Here is a 25,089-nt window from a genome sequence, read left to right on the forward strand (position 1 = left end):
GCTCTACGCTGCTCTTTCGTGATCTCCTTGACGACTTTCGTGCTCTTCACGGCGGCCTCGCTCACTCTGGTGCTCGTCCCCGGCCCCAACCACCTCTACATCGCCGCCAGGGGCCTGGCCCAGGGCAGGGCCGCCGGGCTGGCCAGCGCGCTCGGCGTGGAGACCGGGACGCTGGTGCACATCGCCGCCGCCGCGGCCGGGCTCTCGTACGTGATCTCGCGGTCGGCGACGCTGTTCGCGGTCGTCAAGTGGGCCGGCGTGGCCTACCTCGTCTACCTGGGCGTGCGCGCCTTCACCGCCAAGGACGCGCAGGCCGGGACGCCGCCCGTGCAGCCGCTGGCCAAGGTGTTCCTCGAAGGGGTCCTGGTCAACGTGCTCAACCCCAAGGTGGCGTTGTTCTTCGTGGCGTTCCTCCCGCACTTCGTGGACCCCGGCGCCGGCTCGCCGGCGCTGCAGATCGTCGTGTTCGGCCTGACGCTGCTGCTCCTGGGGTTCGTCTCCGACGTCGTGTACGCCCTCACCGCCGGCACCCTCGGCACCCGCCTGACCAGGGGCGCCAAGGCTCTGCGGTACGTCAGCGGCGTCGTCTACCTGGGGCTCGGCGTGGCCATGGCGTTCGCCGGGAGAAAATGACCTATGGCGCCGAGGAAGCAGCAGGAGATCTTCGACGCGACCCTGTGGATGGTCGCGGAGAAGGGCTACGACGGGCTGACCGTCGAGGGGGTCGCCGAGCGCTCGGGGGTCAACAAGACGACGATCTACCGGTGGTGGCCGTCCAAGGCGGCGCTGCTGGGGGCCGCGCTGGTCGAGTCCGGCGTGCTGGCGTTCGAGCCGCCGGACACCGGGTCGTTCCGGAGCGACCTGGTGGCGCTGGTCGAGCAGGTCGGGCGGCTGCTCACCGAGCCGCCCGGCAGCGACATCGCGGTCGCGGCGCTGGCCGCCGCCGTGCGCCATCCCGAGCTCGACGCCCGCCGGTTCTTCGCCGACCGGTTCGCGCGGGAACGCGTGGTGTTCGAGCGCGCGGTGCGGCGGGGTGAGCTGAGCGCGTCGGCCGACCCGTTGCTGATCATGGATCTGCTGGCCGGGGCCGTGTGGATGCGCACGGTCTTCCGCGGCCTGCCGCTGCCCGGCGGCTTCGCAGAGAAGGCCGTCTCGGCCCTGCTCGACGCCTTCTGAGCAGTTGGTGGGTCAGCCGGCGGCGGCGAGGGCGGCCGGGATGCGGTCGAGCACCGGGTGCGGCACCAGACCGTAGGCGTAGAAATCGACCGCCAGCGCGCCCGCCGCCTTCGCGCCCCTGGCCTTGGCCACCAGGCGGTCGGTCGAGTCGCTGTCGGGGTAGCCGGGCCGCAGCACCGCCCGCACCTCGCGGTCCTTGCCCACCGACCGCAGGTACGCGCCCACGTCGTCGGCCACCCGCGCCGCGTCCCGCGCGTACGCCAGCACGCCGAAGGCGGGCACCAGGTCGCCCAGCGCCACCAGGTCCACGCCGAGCTGCCAGGCGTCGTGGGCGGCCAGGCCCGGCGTGGGCAGGCCGTCCCGGTAGCCCTTCACCGCCCCGGTGGAGTCGATGAAGACCAGCCTGGAGCCCTCTTCCGCGACCGCCGACGACACCTCGGAGACCAGCGTGGTGACGGTCTCCGAGCGCGCCCGCGCGTACGCCACCACCTCGGGCCCGGCGTAGGCGGTGAGCGCCGCCCTGGTCACCTCGCCCTGCGCGGCCGGGTCGCCGTCGAAGACGCCGCCCACGATCCGCGCGCACTCCTCGCGCGCCACCTCGGCGTTCACGCCCAGGTCGGTGGCCCGGCGCATGCAGTAGTCGCAGAAGCAGAGCCCGAACAGGAACGTGTCCATGGGGCCGAGCTGCACGAACGAGCGCTGCGGCTCGACCGGCGTGAAGTGCAGCGCCTCGGCGACCACGCTCTCGACGCCCAGCCGGGCCACCGCCCTGGCCAGCGCGACGGAGTATTCGCGCACGTCGGGATGGGCGGGGCACAGGTCGACGAGCGAGCCGCGGTCGCCGAAGCAGTCGCGCACGGTCACGTCGGGGTGCTCGTTGCCGAGCGTGGCGTTGCGCAGGAAGACCGTCCAGCCATGGAGCTTCAGGCCGCGCCCGGCGCACGCCTCGCGCAGCCCGTCGAGGGCGTGGACGTGGCCGGGCACGGGGGCGAGCCGCAGCCCGTCGAACAGCTCGGCCGGCGGGGTGAAGTGGGCGCCGTCGTGCCTGACGGTCAGCCGGGACAGTCCGTGCGGGGTGACGTCGCGCGCGGCGTGGTGGACGGCGCCGACCGTGACCCCGCCCACGCCGTACGCGCTGATCCTGTCGAGCACCCGCTCGACGCCCTCACCGTGCAGGTCCTCGGCGAAGACGTATACCGAACTGTCCACGTGCAGACCTTACGCGCTCTTGTGCGCGACGAAGTCGATCTCCACCAGGATGTTCATGAGCTGCGAGCCCACCGTCGTCCGCACCGGGTACGGCTGGGTGAAATAGGACTTGTACACCTCGTTGTACGCGGCGAAGTCCTCCTTCACGTTCTGGAGGTGGACCGTCGACTTGACGACGTCGTCGAAGCCGAGGCCGTGGGCGGCGAGGATGGCCCCGAGGTTCTTCATGACCTGGTGGGTCTGGGCGGCCACGTCGTCGCCGACGATCTCGCCGGTGTGCGGGTCGAGCGGGCCCATGCCGGAGGTGAAGACGAAGTCGCCCACCACGAGCCCCTGGGAGTACGCTCCGACCGGCGCGGCGCCCTCGGTGGTCTTGAGCTCTTTCTTCACGGAATCTCCCTAGAAATCGGTGTGAATCGTGCCGACGACACGGTAATCCCGGTCCACCAACGGCAGCACGCGCCACTTGTCGAACGCGGTGCACGGATGTGAGATCCCGAAGGCCAGCAGGTCGCCCGGCTTGAGCCCGTCGGCCCGGACGACGGTGTGCTGGTCCTGCATCTTCGTGATCGTGACGCCGCTCCGGCGCGGCACCGGCAGGCCCTCGTCGTAGGGCGCGTCGCGCTTGCCCATGCCCACGATCGCGAGGCCCGGCTCGGGCGTGGACAGCACGTGCGCCCACACCTCAAGGGCCGGCCGCAGCTCGCCCTCCATCCGGTTGAACGGCGTGCGCTCCCGGTAGTAGCCGTCGTCGTGGGTGACGTACGCGCCGCTGCGCAGCAGGATCCTGGCGTGCGTGGTGACCAGCTCGCGCCCGATCACGTCGAACCACTGGCTGCCGCCGATCGTCAGGATCGGGGTGCGCACGCGGACGTGCTCGACGGCCTCCTGCAGCCCGCCCAGGTACCGTCGCACCTCGTCGGCGCTCTTCAGCGCCCCTTCGTACCCGGCGACGCCGGCCAGCTCGACGCCGGGCGTCTCCTGCGCGTACGCGGCCACCTTCAGCAGCTCGTCGAGGGTGCGGCAGCCGGCTCGTCCGCCTTCGTGCCCGAGCTCCACCAGCACCCGGAACGGCCGGGTCGAGGCGTGCCGGGCGAGGATGTCCACCCCGGCCTCGGAGTCGACGAAGCTGAGGAACTCGAAGGCGGGGTCGCGGTCGAGCTCTCCGGCGGCCCAGGTCAGCCCGGCGGTGTCGACGACCTGGTTGGCCACCATGATCCGGTCGCCGCCGTAGCCGCGGGCGATCCTGGCCTGCCGGGTCGTGGCGACCGTCAGCCCCCAGGCGCCCGCTTCGAGCTGCATCGCGGAGATCTCTGGCGACATGTGCGTCTTGACGTGCGGAGCCAGCTCCATGCCGTGGTCGCGGGCGAAGGCCGCCATCGTGGCCACGTTGTGCTCCAGCGCGTCGCGGTGCACGATCATCAGCGGAAAGCCGAGCTCGCCGTCGAGGACGGACTGCCCAAGGATCACCTGCACGACACCCCCCCTTTTATCCGCGTCTGACCTTATCCCAGGCGGGATCAGCGTGATCGAAGCGCCCGTCCGGGATTGGCCCCGGTCAGCTCGCCGCCGGTCAGCACCCGTACGCCGGAGACGAGCACGTCGTCCACGCCGTGCGCGGGGGTGCGCGGATCGGCGTACGTCGACCGGTCCGACACCGTGAGCGGGTCGAAGACCACCAGGTCGGCGACGTGTCCGGCGCGTACCAGCCCGCGCCGGTCGAGCCCGAACCGCCGGGCCGGGTGGGAGGCCAGGTGCACGACCGCCTGCTCCCACGTCCAGTCGCCCAGCTCGCGGACGTGCCGGCCGAGGAACCTGGCGAAGGCCCCGAACCCGCGCGGATGCGGATGACCGCCCACGTAGATGCCGTCGGAGCCGCCGGTGTGGGACGGATGGCGCAGGATCCGTCGTACGGACTCCTCACCCGCCGGGCCCTCGTCGGGACGCGCGGAGACGCACCCGGCCTCCAGCCGCGTCGCCACCAGCAGGTGGCGGCAGAAGGCGGCGGGCGTCATGCCGGCCCGCTCCGCGGCGTCCGGCAGGGCGAGCCCTTCGGCCCATTCCAGGCCGGGCGCGTGGGAGACGGTCAGCCGGGGGTAGACCTCGCCGAGCCCCGCCCACCAGCCGTCCAGCTCGGGCGAGGCGATCATCTCCAGCGCCGCGTCGGTGTCGGCGCCCGGCACGGACGGCGGCAGCACCACCATGGCCAGGATCGTGCTGCCGCGCAGGTAGGGGTAGGTGTCGAAGGTGAGGTCGACGCCGTCGTCGTGGGCCCTGCCGACCAGTGGCAGCAGCACGTCGGCCGGCCCGTGCAGGTGGGAGACGTGCACGGCCGCGCCCGAACGGCCGGCGATGTCCACGACCTCCGCCATGCCGACCCCCGCGTTCGCGCCGTAGGCCCGCATGTGGGTGACGTACGGCAGGCCGCCGAGCGGCGCGCACAGGGCGGCCAGCTCGGCGGCGTCGGCGTAGCGGCCCGGCAGGTACTCCAGCCCGCTGGACAGCCCGACCGCCCCCTCGGACAGCCCGCGCTCGACCCGCTCGACCATCGCGGCCAGCTCCGCCCGCGAGGCCGATTCCGGCGAGGGCCCGAGGACGTCGTAGCGGATCGTGCCGTGCGGCAGCAGGTAGGCCGTGTTGAGCGCCACCGCGCGGTCGTAGCCGTCGAGCAGCTCGGCCACGCTCAGCGGGCCCTCGTGCAGGGCGCCGTTGACGGCGGCGAAGTAGCGGGAGGCGTAGGCGACGGTCTCCGCCGACCCCGGCGCGAAGGACAGACCATCCTGTCCCAGGACGAACGTGGTCACCCCCTGCCGCAACGCCGCGAGCTGCACGGCCGGGTCGAACACGGCGGCGTCGCCGTGGGCGTGGCAGTCGACGAAGCCCGGCGCGACGAACCGGCCGGTCGCGTCGATCACCGTCCCGGCCTGCGCGCCGCCCAGCCTGCCGACCGCCGCGACCTCGTCGCCCGCGATGCCCACATCCGCCCGGTACGGCGGCGCGCCCGTGCCGTCGAGCACCCGGCCGCCGCTGATGACTACGTCGAACCTCACACCAAGATTCAATCAGAGCCCCGCGAGGACGCCGATGGGCACGTGATCGAGCGGACGACGGGCCGCTCGGCCAGCAGGTCCCTGGCCCGCGCGCGGGCGAGGTTCCAGCCGTTCCACGGGTCGGGGCGGTCGAGCCCGTTGGCGCGGACCACGTCGGCCAGCACGCAGCTGCGCTGCGGCTCGGGCAGCCGGTCGAGCGCGGGCACGGCCTCCGCGCCGAGGTCGCCCAGGTAGTCGGAGTCCATGTTCGTCACGCCGCGCACCTCGACCTGGGTCTGCGCGACCTGCAGATCGGGGTTCACCATCGCGAACGCCCCCAGGCCGAGCCCGGTGACCAGGACGATCGTGCGCGGCAGCCAGCCGGAGCCGCGGCCCGCCAGGCGTACCGCCCCGGCCAGCAGCACCAGCGCGAACAGCGCGCCCAGCCACCACACCGTCGCCTGCACCGAGATCCGCAGCCGCGACAGGCCGTAGGCGTCGGTGTAGAGGCTCATCCGGTGCAGGGCCGAGACCAGCACCACCATGGTGAGCCCGCACAACACGCCGAGCATGACGGCCAGCAGCCAGCGCTCGCCGCGCTCGGTCCGCAGCAGCCCCCCGGCCACCGCGACGATGCCCAGCACGAACACGCTGACCACCACGAGCTGGAAGAACCCCTGCCTGGCGTACTCGGCATAGGTCAGGCCCGCCGTCCGCAGCACCCAGCCGTCGCCGCCGAACAGCACCCTGATCTGGACCGCCACGAACGCCGTGAACAGCAGGTTCACCGCGACCAGCGGCACCAGCCACACGCTCCTGCTCACGCCGAACTTGTGCTCAGGACCGACCGGGTCGATCACCGGCCGCAGCGCGACCAGCACCGTGGCGGCCAGCAGCACGGCGACGAACCCGAAGACGAAGATCCGTGAAGGCACCGAGTCGGCCCAGGCCGGGGTGCTGGTCAGGCGCTCGACGTACGCGGCGAACACCGCGTCGGCCGAGGCGAACAGCAGCCCGAACACCAGCACCAGCACGACCGTGATGCCGAGCCCCGCGAGCACCGGCAGGATCCGCCGCCTGGCGGTCAGCTTCCGCAACGGCCCGGCGAGGAACCACGGCACCGGGCCGAGCGCGAGCACCACGGACATGCCGCCCCTGATCACGCCCAGCCATCCCGCCCCCGCCCCGGACACCGCCAGCGCGCCCAGCCCGGCCCCCGCCATGAGCAGGATCGCGACCAACCAGTCCGCGTCGCGCACGGCCGTCATGGAGATCAGCCAGTACGCCGTCATCCCGAACGCCAGCGTCCACGGGGTCATCCTGCGCAGCACGGCCGGCAGCGCCGCCGCGCCGAGCACCATGGCGACGAGCACGATCCCCAGGCCGACCTGCGCGTCGGGCAGCGCCACGGCGGCGAACACGCCCGCGCCCGTGGCGGCCGGCAGCAGCCAGCGCGGCGGGGCGGGCAGCTCGGGCCTGGGGAACAGCGGCGGCGGCACATACACCTGCCCACCCCCGCCCCCTGCCCGGCCCGCCCCCTGGTAGGCGACCTCCTGGTGCGCGGCGCCCTGATAGGCGGCGCCCTGGTGCGCGGCGCCCTGATAGGCGGCGCCCTGGTGCGCGGCGCCCTGATAGGCGGCGCCCTGGTGCGCGGCGCCCTGGTAGGCGGCCTGGTAGGCCGCCGTTCTGCGCGCTGAGCCCGCGCCCAGCGCCATGCCGAGCGCGCCGCCCAGGGCGGTCACCATCACGAGGGTGACGAGCGCGAGGCCGTCGCCGACGGTCATCGAAACCAGCACGGCCGCGAACAGACCGCCCAGGAACCCGACGATCACCCCGAGAACCCCGCCACCGACCATCCTGGCCAGCCCCCCGCTCCCAACCGCCCCCGGAGCCACCCCCACCGGCGCGGGCTGCGCCGGACCGACCGCCCCATAGGCCCCGCCTCCCACCGGCACCCCGGCCCCCGCTGTGGGGATGCCGCCCTCTATGGGCGCCCCAGCTCCTGTGGAGACCTCAGACCCTCTGGGGGCGCCGGACTCCGCGGGTACGTCGACCCCTCTGGGGGCGCCGGACTCCGCGGGTACGTCGACCCCTCTGGGGTGGCCGGACGCGGCGAGCGGGCTGGGGTCCGTCGTTGCAGGAGCGGGCGGCGGCGCGTCCTCGGCCGTGGCCGGCCGGACCGGCGTTCCCGAGGCCGCCGCGCCCTCCCCTGCCGTCGCGACCTGAGCGCCCATCGCGCCCTGAGCGCCCATCGCCCCCTGAGCCGCGGTCGGGCCTTGAGCCGCCATCGCGTCCTGGCCGGCCGGGGTGCCCTGACCCACCGTCGCTCCTGGAACCGCCGGGATGCCTTGGCCCACCGTCGTCCCAGGGGCCGCAGTGATGCCGTGACCCAGCGTCAGGTCCGGGCCCGTCGTCATGGCCTGGCCTGCCGTCGTGCCCTGGGGCGCCAGGGTGCCGGCAGCCGGGGTGGGGACGGCGCCGCGGGCGTGGGGGGCGGCGGCTGGGGGGAGCGGGTCTCTCAGGCGGTCGTCGTGGCTCCGGTTCGCCCCCGTGTCGAACGGTGTGTCCGTCATCGTCGTCCTTCCTGGTAGATCGACGACCATGCGGCACCCCGCGCAGTCGTCGATGCGGATCGACCCCCCGTGCAGCTCCACGACCTCCTTGACGATCGCCAGCCCCAGCCCCGCGCCTCCGGAGTCGGCCGCGCGCCCCGCGTCCAGCCGGGAGAACCGTTCGAACACCCGCCCCCGTGCCGCCGCCGGGATGCCCGGCCCCTGGTCGGCCACCACCAGCCGAGCCCCGTCCCGCTCCGCGCCGCACGCCACCGTCACCACGCCCCCGGGCGGGCTGTGCCGTACGGCGTTGTCCAGCAGGTTCGCCAGCACCTGCGCCAGCAGGTCGGGATCGGCCCGCACCCCCAGCCCGCCGGGCACCGACGCCTCGATCGTGACGTCCTCACGGGCCAGCGACGCCTCCCGCACGGCCTGCTCGACCAGCGGCGCCAGCGCGACGGCCTCGGGCTCGATCAGCCGGACGCCGGAGTCCAGCCTGGACAGGTCGAGGAGCTGGGCGACCAGGCGGCCGAGCCGTTCGGTCTGGGCGAGCGCGGTCCTCATGGTGACCGGGTCGGGCGCGGAGACGCCGTCCACGACGTTCTCCAGCACCGCGCGCAGGCCGGTGATGGGGGTGCGCAGCTCGTGGCTGACGTTCGCGACGAGCTCGCGCCGCTGCCGGTCCACCTCGCCGAGGTCGGCGGCCATCGCGTTGAACGCCCTGGCCAGCTCGCCCACCTCGTCCCGCGAGGTGGCGCTGACCCGCAGGCCGTAGCTGCCCTTGGCGATCGTCTGGGCGGCCCTGGCCATCTGGCGCAGCGGCTTGGTCATGCCCATGGCCAGCACCTGGACCATGATCAGAGCGAGGATGACCGCGACCACGATCCGGACGTCCCGGGTGAACCCGGCGTTCAGCCCGACCTCGTTCACCACGAACGCGGTGCCCACCGCCAGCACGATGACGATGCCCAGCTTGACCTTGATGCGGCCGAGGAAGTCGAGCGGTCTCATTGCCGGACCAGGGCGTAGCCCACGCCGTGGACGGTGCGCACCACGTCGGAGCCGAGCTTGCGGCGCAGCGCGCGGACGTGGCTGTCCACGGTCCTGGTCGCGGCGGCCTCGGAGAAGCCCCACACGTCCGACAGCAGCCGGTCGCGCTCGAAGACCTGGCCAGGGCGCTCGGCCAGCCGCCGCAGCAGGTCGAACTCGGTCCTGGTGAGCTGGGCCTCGATCCCGCCCACGAACACCCGGCGCGCGGCCGTGTCGATCTCCACCTCGCCCACCCTGATCACCGTGTCCTCGACGGCGAGCTGGGCGGCCCGCTCGACCCGGCGCAGCAGCGCGTGGATCCTGGCCACGAGCTCGCGCATGCTGAACGGCTTGGCCAGGTAGTCGTCGGCCCCCACCCCCAGCCCGACCAGCACGTCGGTCTCCTCGCCGAGCGCGGTCAGCATGAGGACGGGCACCGGGCGCGCCGCCTGCATCCTGCGGCACACCTCCAGCCCGTCCAGACCGGGCAACAGGCGGTCGAGGATCACCAGGTCGGGCTCCGCCTTCCCGTACTGGACGAGGGCGTCCTGCCCGTCGCCCGCCACCCGGACGTCGAAACCCTCGGCGGCCAGCCTGTTCCGCACGGCCAGGGCGATCGTCACATCGTCCTCGACCACGAGGACACGCCGCTGCTCTGCCACGTACGAAAGCCTAGAAGTGCGCTGTGCAGACGACACTCCATAATTTGTGCACATCTGGTGCAGACTTGCCGCGTGAACACCGCTGGCTACCTCAGCCGTCTAGGCCTGTCCCACCTGATAGACGCCCCCGCGAGCGCCGAGGGCCTGCGCGCGCTCCACGTCGCGCACGTCGAGAAGGTCGCCTACGAAGCGCTGGAGATCTGGCTCGGCCGCCCCACCTCCCTCGATCCCGTCGAGTCCGCCGAGCGCATCATCAGAGGCCGCGGCGGCTACTGCTACCACCTGAACGGCGCCTTCTCCGAGCTGATCAGGACCCTCGGCTACGACGTCACCAGGCACGTCGGCGGCGTGCAGAACCCCGGCAGCGAGCCCGGCGTCACCGGCAACCACCTCGTGCTGACCGTGCGCGGCCTGCCGAGCCAGGACAACCCGGGCGGCGAGTGGCTGGCCGACCTCGGCCTCGGGGACGGCGTGCACGAGCCGCTGCCGCTGGTCGCGGGCGCGTACCGGCAGGGGCCGTTCACGTACGTCCTGCGGCCGTCGCAGGTCGCGCCCGGCGGGTGGCGGTTCGACCATGACCCGAGCGGTTCGTTCGTAGGGATGGATTTCGAGCGGGCCCCGACAGAGATGTCCGCTTTCGCTGATATGCACAACCATTTGTCGACGTCACCGTCCTCGGGGTTCGTGCGCACCGCCGTCGTGCAGAGGCGCGACGCCTCGGGCGTGGACACGCTGCGCGGGCTCGTCCTGACCCGCGTCGGCGCCGGCAGCCACTCGATCACCCTGGACACGGCGCGCGACTACTTCGCGGCGCTGGCCGACGTGTTCTCGCTGACCTTCGACGACCTGACCGACCAGGACGAGGAGCGGCTCTGGAGCAGGCTGCACGACGCCCACGAGGCGTGGCTGACCGGCCGGACCGCGTGATGGCCGGGCGGGCCGGGCGAGCGCTATCGTGCACTCGACATGGCTGAGACCAGGAAGCTGGCCGGGCGCTACCGGCTGCTCAACCCCCTGGGCGCGGGGTCCGTACGGCTGGCCTTCGACGAGACGGAACACCGCGACGTCGCGGTCAGGGAGCTGCGCATCCCGCCCGAGCTGCGCGAGTCCGCGCTGCACGAGGCGCGCAGGGCCGCGGGGCTGCGGCACGCCTCGATCGCCCGGGTGCTCGGCGTGCTGGTCGAGGACCGGGTGCCCTGGCTGGTCATGGAGTTCGTCTCGGGGGTGTCGCTGGAGCAGGCGGTACGCGCGCGGCAGCCGCTGCCGGTCGTCCAGGTGGCCAGGATGGGCGTCTGCGTGTTGTCGGCGCTGTCCGTGGCGCACGCGGCCGGGATCGTCCATGGGCAGGTCAGCCCCGGGAACGTGCTGCTGACCGGCACCGGGAGGGCGGTGCTCACCGGGTTCGGGGTGCCGAGCCTCAGCATGCGGCCCTCGGCCGACCTGTGGTCGCTGGCGGCCACGCTGCACTTCGCCGTCGAGGGCCGCCCGCCTGGCCAGGTGCCCGCCGAGGGCGCCGACCCGCTGCGGTCGCTGATCCGCGCCATGCTGCATCCCGCCGGGTCGCCGCCGGTGGAGGTGGTCCGCGCGACGCTGGAGAGGCTGGCTCTCGACCAGCCGCTCGACCAGGTCGTCCGCGCCCTTGGACCGCTCCCGCCCGCCGAGGTGGCCGAGATCGGGCTCGCCCTGCTCGACCAGCTCCAGGCCATGGGCGGGCGGCACGGGGCGGTGCAGCCGAGCGGCGTGCTCATCTCCGACCAGGGGCGGGCCACGCTGGTCGCGCCGCTGCGGTCGGGCACCGTCCCGGCGTACACGGCTCCGGAGGGGGTGGCGAGCCCGGCCGCCGACCTGTGGTCCCTGGGGGCCACCCTGTTCATGGCCGTGGAGGGGGTGCCGCCCGCGCCGGGGGCGTCGCTGGCGCGGGCCGGGGCGCTGGCCCCCGTCCTGGTGCGCCTGCTGTCCGGCAATCCGGCCGACCGTCCAGCCCCCGACGTTCTCCGGCACGAGCTGCGGGCGGTCATGGGCCCGCGCCGATGACCCGCGTGCCCGTCCTGCCGCGTCCCGCGGGCGCCGCCACGCGGGACGCCGGCCGGTGGTGGCCGGTCGTGCCCGCCGCCGTCGCCGCGGCGGCCGGGTTCTGGGGGCTCTCGGGACCGTCGTTGTGGCGGGACGAGTCGGTCAGCGCGCTGGTCGCGCGCATGTCGTTCGGCGAGCTGCGCCGCTTCCTCGCCGACCTCGACGCCGTCCACGCCCTCTACTACCTGCTCCTGCGGCCCTTCGCCGCGCTTCCCTGGCCGCCGGAGATCGCCGTCCGGCTGCCCTCGGTGCTCGCCTTCACGGCCGCGGCGCTCGGCGTCGCGGCCCTGGGCCGCCGCCTGGACGGCACCCCCGCCGGCCTGTACGCCGGTCTGCTGTACGCCCTCACCCCCATCGCCGCCCGGTACGCCCAGGAGGCCCGCTCGTACGCCCTGGTGAGCGCGGTCGCCGTGCTGGCCACGTGGCTCCTGGTCAAGCTGCTCGACCGTCCCGGCGCGGGGGTCTGCGCGGCCTACGGCGCGAGCGTGGCGCTGCTCGGCTGGCTGCACCTGTACGCCCTGCTGCTCGTCCCCGCCCACCTGCTCACCGCCTGGCTGCCCGCCCTCCGCCGCCGGCTCACCGCGAACCCGGCGCCCGCCGTCGTGCGGTCGTCGGTGGCGGTCGGCGCGGCGGGGGCGGCCCTCGTGCCGCTGCTCGTCCTGGCCGCCGGTCAGCGGGACGCCCAGGTGTTCTGGCTCAGGGCCCCCGGCTGGGCCGAGCTGGCCGCTTTCCCCGGCGAGGTCGCGGGGGCGGGCGCGGTCGTGCTGTTCGCCGCCGCGCTGTGGGGAGCCGCACGCGCCCCGGCCGTGGCGGTGTGGGCGGTGCTGCCGGTGGCGTTGTCGTTCGCGATCTCCCAGGTCCAGCCCGTCTACCATCCGCGTTACGTGCTCTTCGCGGTCCCGCTGCTCGCGGTGCTCGCCGGGATCGGCCTGGCCGGGGTGCGGTGGCGGGCCGTGCCGGTCGCCGTCCTGGTGCTGTTCGCCGTGCTCGTGTTCCCCGCGCAGGCGGCGATGAGGCAGCCCGCCGCCCGTCCCGACGACCTGCGCACGCTGGCCGCCACGCTGGCCGCGGAGGAACGTCCGGGCGACCGGGTGCTGTTCGTGCCGCAGCGCTTCCGGCTGTTCGTGGCCGTGTACGGCGCCCCGTACGACCGCCTGACGGACCTCACCCGCGCGCCCGGCGCGCCCGGCCCGCGCACGGCCGCCGAACTGGACGCGGCCCTGAAGGGCGTGGACCGGGTCTGGCTCATCTCCCCCAGGATCGGGACGAAGTACGCCGACGACGAGCGCTACCGCACCCTCAAAAGAACGCTCGTCCCAGGACAGACCCGCACATACGGCTCGATCCACCTCACCCTCTGGTCCCGCAACAATTGAGATACATCGCGTCATGGAACCTCAGGCACGGGTCCACTCGTTGGACGGGCGACGCAGAATGTGGGAGAGGCGGGGCACGGGCTCCGCGTTCGGAGGAAGCCAGGGATGTCGCCAGTTCAGAAGTACGTCATCGGCGCAGGCGCCGCGGTTCTGCTCTCGCTGATCTTCTTGCCGGGCTGGATCACCCTGCTGGTGGTGCTCGGCGCGGTCGCGGCGCCGGTGGTCGGCTACCTCATGCTCGACCCGTCGCAGCGCGAGCGGCTCAAGCGGGCCCGCAGGCGCGGGATCGGCGGCTGAGGCCCGCGGGCCGCGGCGGGGGTCGTCAGGCCCTCGCCGCGCTCAGCTCCGACCGCACCCGGCCGTGCACCCTGCGCTCCACGTAGAACGACAGGAACGGGACCGTGCCGCCGAGCATGACCCCGAGCATGTACGGCCAGCTCCAGCGCGCCTTCATGCCCAGGTTCATGACGGTGATGAGGTAGATCATGTACAGGCCGCCGTGGATGGGCGCGACGATCTTCGACAGCTCGGCGGCGCCGAAGCCGTAGCGCAGCACCATCGCGACGCACAGGACGAGCAGCATGACGCCGACCACGTAGGCGAGCACCCGGAAGGGCTTGAGAGCCGATTCCACCGTTAACCTTCCAGAACCATCTCGGGGGACTTGTCGCGGTCCCGATCCGCCCGTACGGCGTCGCGTACGAAGTGGAACCACATGAAGACGGCGAATCCAGCGAAGATCCACCAGTTTGCGGCATAAGCCAGGTTACGCCAGGTCAGCGTGCCACCGACCTCCGGCGGCCGGATCTTCACCTGCGTGAGCGAGCCGGACGGCGGCTGCGCCACCAGGAAACCGGTCCGCAGCTTCTGGCCGGTCCACAGGTTGATCAGCTCTCCGGTGGACACGGTCTGCACCTGTCCAGGAGGCAGCCCCTCGGCCCGCCGCTGGACGCTGTCGGTGCCCTGCTGGCCCCGCAGCCGCCCGTACACCGTGACCCGGCCCTGCGGCACGGCGGCGACGCCCGGATCGTCCGCCTTGGCCGCCCAGCCGCGCACGACCGGCATCAGCGTGCCGTCGTCGAGCCTGATCGGGGTGAGCACCCAGTAGCCGTGGCCGCGTGAGACGTTGCCGCCGGGGGCGTCGACGTCGGGCCGCCGGTCGGCGACCAGGAGCTGCCGGTCGGCCTCGTACGTGCCCTCGGCGGCGACCCTGCGGCCGACGGCCTCGCCCTCCATCTGCCCGCCCACCTGGGCCAGCGTGGCGACCCCCACGGGGGCCGGATCGACGGCGGCGTGCGGCTTGCCGGAGTCCTGGAACACGCCGAGCTGCCAGCGGCCGAGCATGATGAACGCGACGAGGACCCCGATCGTCAGCAGATGCAGCCCCACGACGCGGGGTGAGAGCAGGGTCCGGAGCATGCCTCAAAGCTATCCGCCGGGTGGAGTGGTCCCCTCATCAGCCCATGCCTATAGGTAGTGGCAAAGGGGTGCAAATGGACCATGCCATCGCGCTAGGCTGCTGGCCATGTCTGACCAGCATATCGATCCCGCGGGCAACACCCAGCAGTTCCGCGCCTTCGCACAGCGCCAGGAGCAGGAGGCCGCGGCGGCCCCCAAGAAGTCGCCGCTGCTGCCGATCCTCGCGGTCGCCGTGGTGATCGTGATCATCGGCGTCGCCGCCTTCCTGCTGCTCCGCTAGCACCCAACCGCATACGGACACCCCACCCGCCCCGACGCCGTGGCGGGTCTTTGCCGTCTCCGCACATGCTGGACATACCGGCCGGTCGGTGTGACGGGCTTCATTCGGACTGGACCGGCGGCTGACGACTGACTACATTGGACGACATGTCCAATACGTCGGACATCAAGCCGCGCCGGGCGCGTTTCTCCTGGGAGACCCGCCGCTGAGCAGGTCAGGAGGTTCAGTGGCTGAGCCAGGACTGGTGATCATCGGCACCGGCTTCGCCGGGATCGGCATGGCGATCAAGCTCAAGGAGGCGGGCTACCACGACTTCGTGATCCTGGAGAAGGCCGCCGACCTCGGTGGCACCTGGCGGGACAACACCTACCCCGGGTGCGCGTGCGACGTGCCGTCGCACATGTACTCCTACTCGTACGAGCTGAACCCCGGCTGGTCGCGGATGTTCGCCCCGCAGGCCGAGATCCGTGACTACGTGCGCAGGTGCGCGGACAAGTACGGAGTAATCCCCCACATCCGCTACAACAAGCACGTCACGTCCCTGGAGTACGACGACGACCACCGGAACTGGACGGTCACCACGGACGACGGCGCAACCATGCGGACGAACGCGATCGTTTCCGGCATCGGCGCCCTCCACATCCCGAAATTTCCGGAAATTGGGGGGAGGGAATCCTTCGCCGGCCCCTCCTTCCACTCCGCCGAATGGGACCACTCGGTCGACCTGACCGGCAAGCGCGTCGCCGTCGTCGGCACCGGCGCCTCCGCCGTCCAGTTCGTCCCGCAGCTCGCCCCCCGGGTGCGCGAGCTGACCGTCTTCCAGCGCACGCCGCCGTGGATCCATCCCAAGCCCGACTTCGCCTTCTCCCCCGCCGCCCGGCGCGTCCTGGCCCTGCCCGGCATGGCGCGGGCCCTGCGCGGAGCCATCTACTGGGCGCTGGAGAGCCGGGCGCTCGGCTTCGCGGTGCACCCGCGCCTGATGAAGGCGCAGGAGGTGCTGGCGCTCAAGCACCTGGCGGCGCAGGTGCCCGATCCCGGCCTGCGCCGCAGGCTGACGCCCGGCTACACGATCGGCTGCAAGCGCGTGCTCGTCTCCAGCGACTACTACCCGGCCCTGACCAGGCCGGACGTCACCCTGGTCACCGACGGCATCGCCGAGATCCGGCCCCGCTCGATCGTCACCACGACCGGCGCGGAGCACCCGGCCGACGTGATCGTCTACGGCACCGGATTCAAGGTCGTGGAGGCCCTCCAGGAGCAGCGCATCACCGGCCGGAACGGCCTGAAGATCCAGGACGCCTGGCAGCACGGCATCGAGACCTACCACGGCATCACCACCGCCGGCTTCCCGAACCTGTTCTTCCTGCTCGGCCCGAACACCGGCCTCGGCCACAACTCGGTCGTCTTCATGATCGAGTCGCAGGTCCGCTACGTCATCGAGTGCCTGCGCCTGCTCTCCAGGACCCAGGCCAGGGCGCTGGACGTCAGGAAGGACGCCCAGGACGCCTTCAACCGCCGGCTGCACGCGCGCCTGGACCCGCTCGTGTGGAACGCGGGCGGCTGCCGCTCCTGGTATCTGGACGAGCACGGAGTGAACCGGACGATCTGGCCGGGCTTCAGCTTCGAGTACTGGGCCCGTACGCGGAAGGTGCGGCCGGAGGCGTACGAACTCATCCACTGAGGACGGCGGGTCACCTGCGGCCCAGCGCCTTGAGCTGGACGGGGGTGAGCGCGGAGACGTTCTGGTCCACCGGCGCGTCGGCGTACTGGTGGATGGTCCAGGTCTTCCAGTCGGCGGGGGCGGTCACCTGGCCGGGGCCCTTGCCGTAGCGGGCGACCCACAGCGGGTACCGCTGGAGGCCGTGGCCATACTCGTCGGCGAAGTTCCAGCCGCTGTAGAACAGCGGCGTGACGCCGGTCCTGGCCTGGACGTGCGCCAGCCACTTCTTGGCCCAGGCGTTGACCTCGGTCACGGACCGGCCGTCGGTGGTCTCCAGGTCGAGCGCGAGCAGGTCGCCCTTGGCGGCCGGCTGCCGGTCGACCACGGACAGGAAGTGGTCGGCCTCGGCGATCGGGTCGTTCGACGGGTGCCCGTAGTGGTAGGCGCCCCGCACCTTGCCCTTCGTGCCCAGGTCGGCCCAGTGGCGGGCGAAGGAGGCGTCCACGCGGGTGGCGCCCTCGGTGGCCTTGACGATGCCGAACGCGGCGCCGCTGGCGGCCCAGTCGTGGTCCGGCTGGTAGTGGGAGACGTCCTGGCCGTAGGTGAGGCCGTCGGCGTGGGCGGGGGCGGACGTCAGGCCGAGGCCCGACACGGCGGCGGTGGCGGCCAGCAGGGCGCTCGCGTACAGCTTCTTGACGTTCGGCTTCACGGGGTTCCTCCTGAGGGCAGGCCGGAGCCGCCCACGGGTGTCTGTCGGGATGCCGCGACGGCGGCTGATGAGCTGCGGCAGGCGGTTTCGCCCGGCGGCATGGCGCGTCGCGATGCCCGTTACAACCCCGTGACCTGGGCAAACATTCCCTCATACCGGGGTCAAGCCGGCGAGTGGCGGCGGCCCGCGAGGGGGCCGCCGCCGTGCGCGCTCAGCGCGGGTTCACGACCAGGGCGCTGCCGCCGCCCCGCCGTACGGGCTCGGCGACGGCCTGGACCAGGCCGTGGCCGCGCAGTTCCAGCGCCGTGGCCGCGCCGATCTCGGGGTTCAGCACGAAGCCGTGCCCCTTGGCCTCCAGCTCGGCCCGGTACTTGTCGAGGAACGCCTGCTCGGCCTGCGTCTGGGCGGTGTTGCGCTGCGTGGCCCGCGGCGCGGCGAGGGCGTCGGGCAGGCTCATGCCGAATTCGTACCGGTTGACCAGGATCTGCAGCACGGTCGTGATGATCGTCGAGCCGCCCGGCGAGCCCGCGGCCAGCACCGGCCTGCCGTGGTCGAACACCAGCGTGGGCGCCATCGACGAGCGCGGCCGCTTGCCGGGGCCGGGCAGGTTGGGGTCGCCGGGGGCGGGGCCGAAGGTGAAGTCGGTCAGCTCGTTGTTGAGCAGCACGCCGCGGCCCGGCACCACGATGCCGTTTCCGCCGGTCGACTCGATGGTGAGGTTGTAGGCGACCACGTTGCCCCAGCGGTCGGCGACGACCAGGTGCGTGGTCTCCGGCCCCTCGTCCGCGATCGGGGTCGCGCTGCCGGTCGGAGTGGCGCAGGCGCCGTACGTGCCGTCGGGGCTGCCGGGGGCGACCGGGCTGGTCAAGGCCCTGTCGCCGATCAGGCAGGCCCGCTCCTTGGCGAACCCGTCGGACAGCAGCTCGCGCAGCGGCACGCCGGGGATGTCGCCGACGTAGGCGTTGCGGTCGGCGAAGGCCAGCCTGGACGCCTCCAGGTACTCGTGCAGGCCCACCTTGGGCAGGGCTTCCAGGATGTTGAGCGCCTCGCCGACGGTCGAGCCGCCCGAGGACGGCGGGGCCATGCCGTAGACGTCCATGCCGTTGTAGGAGATCTTGGTGGGCTCGCGCAGGAGGGCGCGGTAGTCCCGCAGGTCCGACAGCTCCATCAGGCCGGGCCTGACGTTGCGGGTGCTGCCGGGGGTGACCGGCGGCTTCTTCACGGTGGCGACGATCTCCGCGCCGAGCCGGCCGCCGTACAGCCAGCCGGGGCCGCGCCGGGCCAGTTCCCGGTACGTGTTCGCCAGCTCCGGGTTCCGGAACACCGAGCCGACCGGCGGCGGGGCGCCGTTCGGCAGGTAGAGCCGGGCCGTCGAGGTGATGTCCTTGAAGCGGTCGGCGTTCGCGGCGGTCTGGTCGTGGAACGTCTGGTCCACGACGAAGCCGCGGGAGGCCACCTCGATGGCGGGCTGGAGCGCCTGGCCGAGCGAGAGGGTGCCGAACCGGCGCAGGGCCAGGTCCCAGTGCGCCAGCGTGCCGGGCACGCCCGCCGACAGGCCGCTGGTGACGCCCTCGTCGAACGGGATGCCCTCGAAGCTGGTGGCGGTCATCGCGCGCGGGGCGGTCTCGCGGCCGTCGATGGTGACGACCTTGCGCTGCCTGGCGTCGTACAACACCATGAAGCCGCCGCCGGTCAGGCCGGCCGAGTACGGCTCGGTGACCCCGAGCACGGCTCCGGCGGCCACGGCCGCGTCGACGGCGTTGCCCCCGCGTCTCAGCACGGAGATCGCGGCCTTGCTGGCGTCGAGGTCGACGGTGGCGACGGCGCCTCCGTACCCCTCGGCGACCGGGGCCTTCTGCTGGGGGCCCGCCGACGCGGGCGCGGCGGGCAGGAGTGAGATGAGGACTGCTGCTGCGGAGAAGATCACACGGCGCATGGTGTCCACGATGACCCAGCTACGCCCGTCGTGGTAGGGCCCCCTCGGACAAGGGGATGATGTCGCGCGCGCCGCCGGTGGCCTAGCGTGGAGGCGTGCGCAGGAAGTCCGGTTTCGACCCTTATCTCGCCCTGATCGTGGCGGTCGCCCAGTTGGTGATCGCCCAGGGCGCGACATGGGGCCAGCGTCTCCTCAGGGAGCAGCTCGATCCGTACGCGTACGCGTTGCTGCTGGTCGGGCCGCTGGCCATCCTCTTCCGCAGGCGGTTCCCGCTGCTGACGGTCGCCGTCGCGCTCGGCGCGATGGACCTGTTCCTCATCGGCGGCTACGCCTACGGCCCCGCCTTCCTCAGCCCGGGCGTCCTGCTGTTCCTCCTGGTCACCGGGGGCAGACGGCTGATGGCCTGGACGATGGCGACCATGACGGTGACCTCGCTCCTCAGCTACGCCTGGTGGGTGGGCAACCGGGACCTGTTCCACAGCGTGTCGATCCTGGCGTTCATCCTGCTGTTCATGGTCGTGGCCGAGCTGGTCAGGATCGTCAGGGAGCGCCGGGCCGAGCGCGAGCGCGTAGCGGAGGAGGAGGCCAGGCGGCAGGCCAGCGAGGAGCGCCTGACCATGGCCCAGGAGCTGCACGACGTGCTCGCGCACAACATCTCGCTCATCCACGTGCAGGCCAGCACCGCGCTGCATCTCATCGACGCCAACCCCGAGCAGGCCCGCTCGGCCCTGGCCACGATCAAGACGGCGTCCAAGGAGGTGCTGGGCGAGATGCGCTCGGTGCTCAACGTGCTGCGCGAGGGCGCACCGCGCTCCCCGACGGCCGGGCTCGACCGCCTCGACGACCTCGTCCAGCGTTCGGGGATGGAGGTCTCGCTCAGGCGGGTGGGGTCACGGCCGCTGCCGCCGCAGGTCGAGCGGGCCGCGTACCGGATCGTGCAGGAGTCGCTCACCAACGCCGCCCGCCACGCGCCCGGCTCGCGGGTGTCGGTGCGCCTGGAGTACGGCGCCACGGAGCTGGTCATCGTGGTCGCCGACACGGGGGCGACCAAGCCCGCCGTGCTGTCGGAGGACGGCAGCGGCAACGGCATCCCCGGCATGCGCGAGCGCGCCTCCGCCCTGGGCGGCACGCTCGTCGCCGGCCCGTCGGGCGGCGGCTTCCAGGTCGAGGCCCGTCTGCCCCTACCCGAGGAGAACCCAACGTGATCAAGGTGTTGCTCGCCGACGACCAGGCGCTGGTCCGGGCGGGCTTCAAGGCCCTGCTGGACGCCCAGCCCGACATGACGGTGGTGGCCGAGGCCGCCGACGGCGCGGAGGCGGTGCGCCTGGCCGGCGAGCACGCCCCGGACGTCGTGCTGATGGACATCCGCATGCCCGGCACCGACGGCCTGACCGCCACCCGCCTGATGCCGCCCGGGCCGCACATCATCATCCTGACCACCTTCGAGCTGGACGAGTACGTCTTCGAGGCGCTGCGCGGCGGCGCGTCCGGCTTCCTGGTCAAGGACACCGAGCCGGCCGAGCTCATCCAGGCCGTGCGGGTGGTGGCGGCGGGCGAGGCGCTGCTGTCGCCGAGCGTGACCCGGCGGCTGATCGCCGAGTACGCCTCGCGCGCCAAGGAGCCGGTCGCCACCCAGGGCCTCGACCAGCTCACCGAACGCGAGCGCGAAGTGCTCTCCCTGGTCGGCACGGGCATGACCAACGACGAGATCGCCGCCAAGCTGTTCATGTCGCCGGCCACGGCCAAGACGCACGTCAGCCGGGCCATGATGAAGCTGCACGCCCGCGACCGCGCCCAGCTCGTGGTCATCGCCTACGAGTCGGGCCTGGTCAAGCCGGGCTGGCTCTGACGGCGGCCGGTCCCGCGCTGAACCACGCCCGCGCCGCCTCGGCCAGGCCGCCGGTCCCGGCCCAGGCCACGTACCCGTCGGGGCGGACGAGCAGCACGTCGGCGGGCGGCTCGGCGAGCAGCGCGCGCAGGGCGTCGCCGTCCTGGCCGGGGGCCCGTTCCAGCGCCGCCTGGGCACGGGTCTGGGCGAGCGCCCGCGCGGCCACCGGACGGCGCTCCTCCTCGTAGGTGTCGAGCAGCCCGGCGGGCACCCGTCCGAGCAGCACGGCGGCCAGCTTCCAGGCCAGGTTGGCCGCCTCCGTCAGGCCCACGTTGAGCGCCGACCCGCCCGCCGGGAACAGGTGGGCGGCGTCCCCGGCCAGGAACACCCGCCCGGCCCGGTAACGCTCGGCGAGCCGGGCCTGGGCGACCGTGCCGGACAGCCAGATCGGCTCGCCCAGCGGCAGGTCCCGCCCGATCACCCGGCGTACGGCCGCGCGGAAGTCGTCCGGGGTCACCGGGCCGCCGGGCAGCGTGCCGCGCTCGCGCACGCCCGCGATGAGCACGCCGGGCCGCAGCGAGGTGAGCAGCAGCCGGCCGGCCGGGGTGCGGTTCCAGCCGGGTTCCAGGCCCTCGACGCGCGGCGCCTGGAACGGGCCCTGCTCGTCGCGGGCGAAGTGGCCGAGCCGCAGCACCTCGTCGTCGGTGGTGCCCGGGAAGCCGATGCCCGCCAAAGCGCGGACGGTGCTGTGCCCGCCGTCGCAGCCGACCACGTACCGGGCGCGGGCCCGGCCGGTGGACAGCTCCAGCGTGACGCCCTCCTCGTCCTGGGCCAGCCCGAGGACCTCGTGGCCGCGCCTGATCTCGGCCCCGAGCCGGGCGGCCCGCTCGGTCAGCAGCCGTTCCAGCCGGGGCTGCTGGATCAGCAGCAGCCGCAGCGGCATGTCGTCGTGCCCGGCGAAGCGCAGCGGCACCTGCCCGAACGGGAACCCCGGGGCGGGGCCGGCGAAGCCGCTGCCCTCGGCGAGGTCGCCGAGCAGGCCGCGGTGGCCGAGCAGCTCCACGATCTGCCCGGCGAGCCCGTTGGCCTTGGGCAGCTCGCTCGGTTCCGGGCGTTTGTCCAGCACGATCGGGCGTAAGCCGGCCAGCGCCAGCTCGCCCGCGAGCATGAGCCCGACCGGGCCCGCTCCCACGATCATCACGTCGTCCATGCCTGTCAGGCTAGATTGACAAAATCGTCGCTGTCAATCTAGCCTGACACCGTGGACATGGAAGAGCTGTCTCAACGCATCAGGTCGAACGACCCCGCCCTCGGCCTGCGGGCGGTGGGCGCGCTGCACCGGCTGGCCGAGCAGGTCGAGGCGGCGTCGGTGGCGGCGGCCAGGGAGCAGGGCTGGACCTGGGAACAGATCGGCGACGCGCTCGGCATGTCGCGGCAGTCCGTGCACGCCAGATACGGAAAGTGAGGATCGCCATGTTCGGCAAGGAGAAGAGCCCCTTCGCGGCCGTCGTCAGCGCGGCGCTCGACGAGGCCAGGCAGCGCGGCGACCGGCGGCTCGGCACCGAGCACCTGCTGCTCGGCCTGCTGCACGATCCGGCCGCCGAGCCGGCGCGGGCGCTCGGCGTCGACCTGGCCGGGGCACGCGCCGCGCTCGACGAGCTCGACCGCGAGGCGCTGCGCTCGATCGGCCTCGACCTCGGCCAGGCTCCGCGCGCGACACCCCGCCGGCATCCGCCGGTCCCCGGCACCGCGCTCACGTCGAGCGCCCGCGCGGTGATCAACGCCGCCATCGGGGCCACCAGCCGGAAGACCAGGCCGCAGGTGCCCCGCCACCTCCTGCTCGCCCTCCTGGAGCGCGACCGCCACGACCCGGTGGCCCGGCTGATCGACCAGCTCGGGATCGACCGCGCGGCCGTCCGGGCCCGGGTCGCCTGATCGGCGACACGGGAGAAATCCGGTTGAAGCCGGGGCCGGGGCGCTGACATGGTCGAAGGATGCGGCGTACATACGATGACCTGGTCGAGGAGGCCGACACGGTGTCCGTGGCCGGCTGGGACTTCTCCTGGCTGGCGGGCCGGGCCACCGAGGAGCGGCCCTCGTGGGGCTACTCCCGCCTGCTGGCCGGGCGGATGGCGGGGGCGCGGGCGGCGCTCGACGTCCAGACCGGCGGCGGCGAGATCCTGGCCGGGCTGCCCACGTTGCCGAAGGTGACGGTGGCGACCGAGTCGTGGCCGCCCAACCTGGCGCTGGCCGCCGCCCGGCTGCGCCCGCGCGGCGCGTACGTGGTGGCCGACGACGACGAGCCGCGCCTGCCGTTCCGCGACGGCGTCTTCGACCTCGTGGTCAGCCGCCATCCGGTGGCTACCTGGTGGGCGGAGATCGCCCGGGTGCTGCGTCCCGGGGGCGCGTACTTCTCGCAGCAGGTCGGCCCGCGCAGCGTGTTCGAGCTGACCGAGTTCTTCATGGGCCCGCAGGACGGCTCGGCCCGCGACCCGCGCCAGGCCGTGGCGGAGGCGGAGGCGGCCGGGCTGGAGGTGGTCGACCTGCGGGCCGAGCGGCTGCGCATGGAGTTCCGCGACATCGGCGCGGTGATCTACTTCCTGCGCAAGGTGATCTGGATCGTGCCGGGCTTCTCGGTCGCCCGCTACGGCGACAGGCTGCGCGAGCTGCACGAGCTCATCGAGGCCGAGGGCCCGTTCATCGCCCATTCGTCCAGGTTCCTCATCGAGGCCCGGCGGCCCTGCGCGCACCCGTCCTTCGGACGATGAAGCGCACCGGCGCGCTACCTCCTCAGGCGTACGCCGGGCTCGTCCGAGCACTCCCCCGGGCGCAGCGGCGGCGGCTCCCGGCGGGCGATTCGCCGCGCCGCCGGAAGGCGGACCCTGGAGGCAGGACGAAGGAGGAAGTCATGCATCCGCATCTCTGGCCGGTCTTCCCGGTCTTCTGGGGCCTGTTCTGGGTCGCGCTCATCGCGCTCGCCGTCACGGCCCGCCGCAAGGGCTGGCGGGGGCGTCGCCCGGCGGCCGTCCCCGACCGGCCCACCGCGTCGGCGGAGCGGATCCTGGCCGAACGGTACGCCCGCGGCGAGATGGGCGACGACGAGTTCTTCGAGAAGATGTCCGTGCTCAAGGGCGCAACCACCTAAACATCACTAAGGGTACAAGAACTGTCACTGGCCGCATCCGGCCTGCCGCGTTACGTTTCCCCCAAAAGCATGCGCGAGCGGGGAGGGCTGAGCGTGGAGGCGGTCACCCTGTTCGTCGGGGGCGCGGCAGCCGGGCTGGTGGCGGGCACGGCCTCGTGCACGGCCGCCCAGGGCGGGCTGCTCGTGGGCCTGGTCGGCCACCGCCCCGGCCGCGACCCGGCGCTGGTGGCCTGGTTCCTGGCCGGCCGGCTGGCGGCGTACACGCTGGTGGGGGCGCTGCTCGGGCTGCTCGGCTCGGCGGTCGGCCTGCCGCCGCGGGCGCGGGCCGTGCTCCTGGTCGCGGCCGGCTGCGCCGTGATCGTGTTCGCGATCCGGCTCATGCGCGGCGGGCGGCACGCGTGCGCCGAGCCCGTCCGGCCGTCCGGGTACAAGGCGCCGCTGCTGGGGGCGGCCACCGTCCTGGTGCCCTGCGGGGTGACGATCGGCATGGAGATGCTCGCCGTCTCCAGCGGCTCGCCGCTGTCGGGCGCGGCGGCCATGGCGGGGTTCGTGGTCGGCACGGCGCCGGCGTTCGCGCTGCTCGGCTACGTGCTGCGGCGAATCTCCCGCACCCGGCTGGCCAGGTTCGCCGGGGTCGTCGCCGTCGCCGCCGGGCTCTGGACCGTCGTGGCCGGGCTCAACCTGGGCGGCTGGACGGGTGAGGCCGCACCGGCCGCCGCCGGCCCCGCCGCCCGGACCGTCACGGTCTACGCCACCCGCGAGGGCTACCGGCCCGCCGCCGTGTCCGTCCCGGCGAACGTACCGGTCCAGGTCATCTTCAAACTGGTCGATCCGGGCTGCACGGGCACCGTCACCATCGACGGGCGCGACGTGGTCCTGCCCGCCACCGTACGGCTGCCGCCGCACCGCCCCGGCTCGCTGCGTTACGTGTGCGGGATGGGGATGTATTCCGGGTTCATCAGGTTCTCCTAGGGCCGTTGTCGGCGATTACGGTTCGCGATCGTAT

General features: G+C 73.2%; 26 protein-coding genes. 15 read left to right on the top strand and 11 right to left on the bottom strand.

Annotated features, from left to right (window positions below):
- Nucleotides 1-18: 18 nt before the first annotated feature.
- Nucleotides 19-633, top strand: a complete 615-nt coding sequence (locus tag AB0J46_RS02745) for a LysE family translocator (RefSeq protein ID WP_364325484.1) — start codon at nt 19-21, stop codon at nt 631-633.
- 3 nt (nt 634-636) lie between these two features.
- Nucleotides 637-1,176 (top strand): TetR/AcrR family transcriptional regulator, encoded by a 540-nt coding sequence (locus AB0J46_RS02750; RefSeq protein ID WP_364325487.1) that lies wholly within the window; start codon nt 637-639, stop codon nt 1,174-1,176.
- A 12-nt stretch (nt 1,177-1,188) separates the two neighbouring features.
- Here the strand turns inward: AB0J46_RS02750 and AB0J46_RS02755 are convergent, their stop codons facing one another.
- Genes AB0J46_RS02755 through AB0J46_RS02780 form a run of 6 tightly spaced genes read right to left on the bottom strand, consistent with a single transcriptional unit; the run spans nt 1,189 to nt 9,633 of the window.
- Nucleotides 1,189-2,385, bottom strand: a complete 1,197-nt coding sequence (locus tag AB0J46_RS02755; protein WP_364325490.1) for a hypothetical protein — start codon at nt 2,383-2,385, stop codon at nt 1,189-1,191.
- Between the two features lie 9 nt (nt 2,386-2,394).
- Nucleotides 2,395-2,775 carry a Rid family detoxifying hydrolase gene (locus AB0J46_RS02760; protein WP_352349473.1) on the bottom strand — a complete coding sequence of 127 codons (381 nt, stop codon included), beginning with the start codon at nt 2,773-2,775 and terminating at the stop codon, nt 2,395-2,397.
- Nucleotides 2,776-2,784: 9 nt separating this feature from the next.
- The gene (locus tag AB0J46_RS02765; protein ID WP_364325493.1) at nt 2,785-3,861 is read right to left on the bottom strand and encodes an alanine racemase; all 1,077 of its coding nucleotides are present in this window, start codon (nt 3,859-3,861) and stop codon (nt 2,785-2,787) included.
- Nucleotides 3,862-3,905: 44 nt separating this feature from the next.
- The gene (locus AB0J46_RS02770; RefSeq protein ID WP_364325496.1) at nt 3,906-5,435 is read right to left on the bottom strand and encodes an amidohydrolase family protein; all 1,530 of its coding nucleotides are present in this window, start codon (nt 5,433-5,435) and stop codon (nt 3,906-3,908) included.
- 8 nt (nt 5,436-5,443) lie between these two features.
- Nucleotides 5,444-8,977 (bottom strand): DUF4153 domain-containing protein, encoded by a 3,534-nt coding sequence (locus AB0J46_RS02775; RefSeq protein ID WP_364325499.1) that lies wholly within the window; start codon nt 8,975-8,977, stop codon nt 5,444-5,446.
- Entirely contained in the window at nt 8,974-9,633 is a 660-nt protein-coding gene (locus AB0J46_RS02780; protein ID WP_352350467.1) for a response regulator transcription factor, read from the bottom strand. Before AB0J46_RS02780 ends, AB0J46_RS02775 begins: the two co-directional genes overlap by 4 nt.
- Nucleotides 9,634-9,729: 96 nt before the next feature.
- On the opposite strand from AB0J46_RS02780, the gene AB0J46_RS02785 reads away from it, so the two are divergent.
- From AB0J46_RS02785 to AB0J46_RS02800, 4 genes are all read left to right on the top strand, one after another.
- Entirely contained in the window at nt 9,730-10,584 is an 855-nt protein-coding gene (locus AB0J46_RS02785) for an arylamine N-acetyltransferase (protein WP_364325502.1), read from the top strand.
- Nucleotides 10,585-10,623: 39 nt separating this feature from the next.
- The gene (locus AB0J46_RS02790; RefSeq protein WP_364325505.1) at nt 10,624-11,691 is read left to right on the top strand and encodes a protein kinase; all 1,068 of its coding nucleotides are present in this window, start codon (nt 10,624-10,626) and stop codon (nt 11,689-11,691) included.
- Nucleotides 11,688-13,106: a glycosyltransferase family 39 protein gene (locus AB0J46_RS02795; RefSeq protein ID WP_364325508.1), complete on the top strand. Its 1,419-nt coding sequence runs from the start codon at nt 11,688-11,690 to the stop codon at nt 13,104-13,106. The genes AB0J46_RS02790 and AB0J46_RS02795 overlap by 4 nt, the downstream gene beginning before the upstream one ends.
- A 105-nt stretch (nt 13,107-13,211) precedes the next feature.
- Nucleotides 13,212-13,403, top strand: coding sequence for a hypothetical protein (locus AB0J46_RS02800; protein ID WP_352322643.1), 192 nt, complete (start codon nt 13,212-13,214; stop codon nt 13,401-13,403).
- Between the two features lie 25 nt (nt 13,404-13,428).
- Here the strand turns inward: AB0J46_RS02800 and AB0J46_RS02805 are convergent, their stop codons facing one another.
- Both AB0J46_RS02805 and AB0J46_RS02810 read right to left on the bottom strand, forming a co-directional pair.
- The gene (locus tag AB0J46_RS02805; RefSeq protein ID WP_364325512.1) at nt 13,429-13,740 is read right to left on the bottom strand and encodes a DUF3817 domain-containing protein; all 312 of its coding nucleotides are present in this window, start codon (nt 13,738-13,740) and stop codon (nt 13,429-13,431) included.
- A 2-nt stretch (nt 13,741-13,742) separates the two neighbouring features.
- Nucleotides 13,743-14,525, bottom strand: a complete 783-nt coding sequence (locus AB0J46_RS02810) for an SURF1 family protein (protein WP_364325515.1) — start codon at nt 14,523-14,525, stop codon at nt 13,743-13,745.
- Between the two features lie 106 nt (nt 14,526-14,631).
- On the opposite strand from AB0J46_RS02810, the gene AB0J46_RS02815 reads away from it, so the two are divergent.
- Both AB0J46_RS02815 and AB0J46_RS02820 read left to right on the top strand, forming a co-directional pair.
- Complete coding sequence (locus AB0J46_RS02815) at nt 14,632-14,805, top strand: hypothetical protein (protein WP_357990759.1); 174 nt, start codon at nt 14,632-14,634, stop codon at nt 14,803-14,805.
- Between the two features lie 226 nt (nt 14,806-15,031).
- The gene (locus tag AB0J46_RS02820) at nt 15,032-16,486 is read left to right on the top strand and encodes an NAD(P)/FAD-dependent oxidoreductase (protein ID WP_364325518.1); all 1,455 of its coding nucleotides are present in this window, start codon (nt 15,032-15,034) and stop codon (nt 16,484-16,486) included.
- Nucleotides 16,487-16,496: 10 nt separating this feature from the next.
- Here AB0J46_RS02820 and AB0J46_RS02825 read toward each other — a convergent pair whose 3' ends face one another.
- Together AB0J46_RS02825 and AB0J46_RS02830 are read right to left on the bottom strand one after the other, a co-directional pair.
- On the bottom strand, nt 16,497-17,174 hold the full coding sequence (locus tag AB0J46_RS02825) for a GH25 family lysozyme (RefSeq protein WP_364325521.1): 678 nt from the start codon (nt 17,172-17,174) through the stop codon (nt 16,497-16,499).
- A gap of 211 nt (nt 17,175-17,385) precedes the next feature.
- Nucleotides 17,386-19,110 carry a gamma-glutamyltransferase family protein gene (locus tag AB0J46_RS02830; protein ID WP_364325524.1) on the bottom strand — a complete coding sequence of 575 codons (1,725 nt, stop codon included), beginning with the start codon at nt 19,108-19,110 and terminating at the stop codon, nt 17,386-17,388.
- A gap of 95 nt (nt 19,111-19,205) precedes the next feature.
- Here AB0J46_RS02830 and AB0J46_RS02835 point away from each other — a divergent pair, with 95 nt between their 5' ends.
- The gene (locus tag AB0J46_RS02835) at nt 19,206-20,315 is read left to right on the top strand and encodes a sensor histidine kinase (protein WP_364325527.1); all 1,110 of its coding nucleotides are present in this window, start codon (nt 19,206-19,208) and stop codon (nt 20,313-20,315) included.
- Nucleotides 20,312-20,959, top strand: coding sequence for a response regulator transcription factor (locus AB0J46_RS02840; RefSeq protein ID WP_352349443.1), 648 nt, complete (start codon nt 20,312-20,314; stop codon nt 20,957-20,959). The genes AB0J46_RS02835 and AB0J46_RS02840 overlap by 4 nt, the downstream gene beginning before the upstream one ends.
- On the opposite strand, the gene AB0J46_RS02845 is transcribed toward AB0J46_RS02840, so the two are convergent.
- Nucleotides 20,940-22,148, bottom strand: coding sequence for an FAD-dependent monooxygenase (locus tag AB0J46_RS02845; protein WP_364325530.1), 1,209 nt, complete (start codon nt 22,146-22,148; stop codon nt 20,940-20,942). The genes AB0J46_RS02840 and AB0J46_RS02845 overlap by 20 nt on opposite strands.
- Before the next feature lie 57 nt (nt 22,149-22,205).
- Between AB0J46_RS02845 and AB0J46_RS02850 the strand changes: the two genes are divergently transcribed.
- The 5 genes from AB0J46_RS02850 to AB0J46_RS02870 all read left to right on the top strand — a co-directional run bounded on the left by AB0J46_RS02850 (nt 22,206) and on the right by AB0J46_RS02870 (nt 25,055).
- Nucleotides 22,206-22,403, top strand: a complete 198-nt coding sequence (locus AB0J46_RS02850) for a helix-turn-helix domain-containing protein (RefSeq protein WP_352326953.1) — start codon at nt 22,206-22,208, stop codon at nt 22,401-22,403.
- Complete coding sequence (locus tag AB0J46_RS02855; RefSeq protein WP_364325533.1) at nt 22,400-22,873, top strand: Clp protease N-terminal domain-containing protein; 474 nt, start codon at nt 22,400-22,402, stop codon at nt 22,871-22,873. Before AB0J46_RS02850 ends, AB0J46_RS02855 begins: the two co-directional genes overlap by 4 nt.
- A gap of 59 nt (nt 22,874-22,932) precedes the next feature.
- A complete protein-coding gene (locus tag AB0J46_RS02860) occupies nt 22,933-23,706 on the top strand; it encodes a class I SAM-dependent methyltransferase (protein ID WP_364325536.1) in 774 nt (257 codons plus the stop codon).
- Nucleotides 23,707-23,846: 140 nt separating this feature from the next.
- Nucleotides 23,847-24,083 carry an SHOCT domain-containing protein gene (locus AB0J46_RS02865; RefSeq protein WP_364325539.1) on the top strand — a complete coding sequence of 79 codons (237 nt, stop codon included), beginning with the start codon at nt 23,847-23,849 and terminating at the stop codon, nt 24,081-24,083.
- 69 nt (nt 24,084-24,152) lie between these two features.
- Nucleotides 24,153-25,055: a sulfite exporter TauE/SafE family protein gene (locus tag AB0J46_RS02870; RefSeq protein WP_364325542.1), complete on the top strand. Its 903-nt coding sequence runs from the start codon at nt 24,153-24,155 to the stop codon at nt 25,053-25,055.
- Nucleotides 25,056-25,089 lie beyond the last annotated feature (34 nt).

The organism is Nonomuraea sp. NPDC049758, from assembly GCF_040674635.1.
Classification (GTDB): domain Bacteria; phylum Actinomycetota; class Actinomycetes; order Streptosporangiales; family Streptosporangiaceae; genus Nonomuraea.

Excerpts from the sequence above, each read along its gene's own strand:
- AB0J46_RS02830 (WP_364325524.1), bottom strand. The coding sequence starts at position 19,110 with ATGCGCCGTGTGATCTTCTCCGCAGCAGCAGTCCTCATCTCACTCCTG.
- AB0J46_RS02865 (WP_364325539.1), top strand. The coding sequence starts at position 23,847 with ATGCATCCGCATCTCTGGCCGGTCTTCCCGGTCTTCTGGGGCCTGTTC.
- AB0J46_RS02750 (WP_364325487.1), top strand. The coding sequence starts at position 637 with ATGGCGCCGAGGAAGCAGCAGGAGATCTTCGACGCGACCCTGTGGATG.
- AB0J46_RS02815 (WP_357990759.1), top strand. The coding sequence starts at position 14,632 with ATGTCTGACCAGCATATCGATCCCGCGGGCAACACCCAGCAGTTCCGC.
- AB0J46_RS02860 (WP_364325536.1), top strand. The coding sequence starts at position 22,933 with ATGCGGCGTACATACGATGACCTGGTCGAGGAGGCCGACACGGTGTCC.
- AB0J46_RS02775 (WP_364325499.1), bottom strand. The coding sequence starts at position 8,977 with ATGAGACCGCTCGACTTCCTCGGCCGCATCAAGGTCAAGCTGGGCATC.
- AB0J46_RS02850 (WP_352326953.1), top strand. The coding sequence starts at position 22,206 with ATGGAAGAGCTGTCTCAACGCATCAGGTCGAACGACCCCGCCCTCGGC.
- AB0J46_RS02810 (WP_364325515.1), bottom strand. The coding sequence starts at position 14,525 with ATGCTCCGGACCCTGCTCTCACCCCGCGTCGTGGGGCTGCATCTGCTG.
- AB0J46_RS02795 (WP_364325508.1), top strand. The coding sequence starts at position 11,688 with ATGACCCGCGTGCCCGTCCTGCCGCGTCCCGCGGGCGCCGCCACGCGG.
- AB0J46_RS02870 (WP_364325542.1), top strand. The coding sequence starts at position 24,153 with ATGCGCGAGCGGGGAGGGCTGAGCGTGGAGGCGGTCACCCTGTTCGTC.
- AB0J46_RS02790 (WP_364325505.1), top strand. The coding sequence starts at position 10,624 with ATGGCTGAGACCAGGAAGCTGGCCGGGCGCTACCGGCTGCTCAACCCC.
- AB0J46_RS02800 (WP_352322643.1), top strand. The coding sequence starts at position 13,212 with ATGTCGCCAGTTCAGAAGTACGTCATCGGCGCAGGCGCCGCGGTTCTG.
- AB0J46_RS02845 (WP_364325530.1), bottom strand. The coding sequence starts at position 22,148 with ATGGACGACGTGATGATCGTGGGAGCGGGCCCGGTCGGGCTCATGCTC.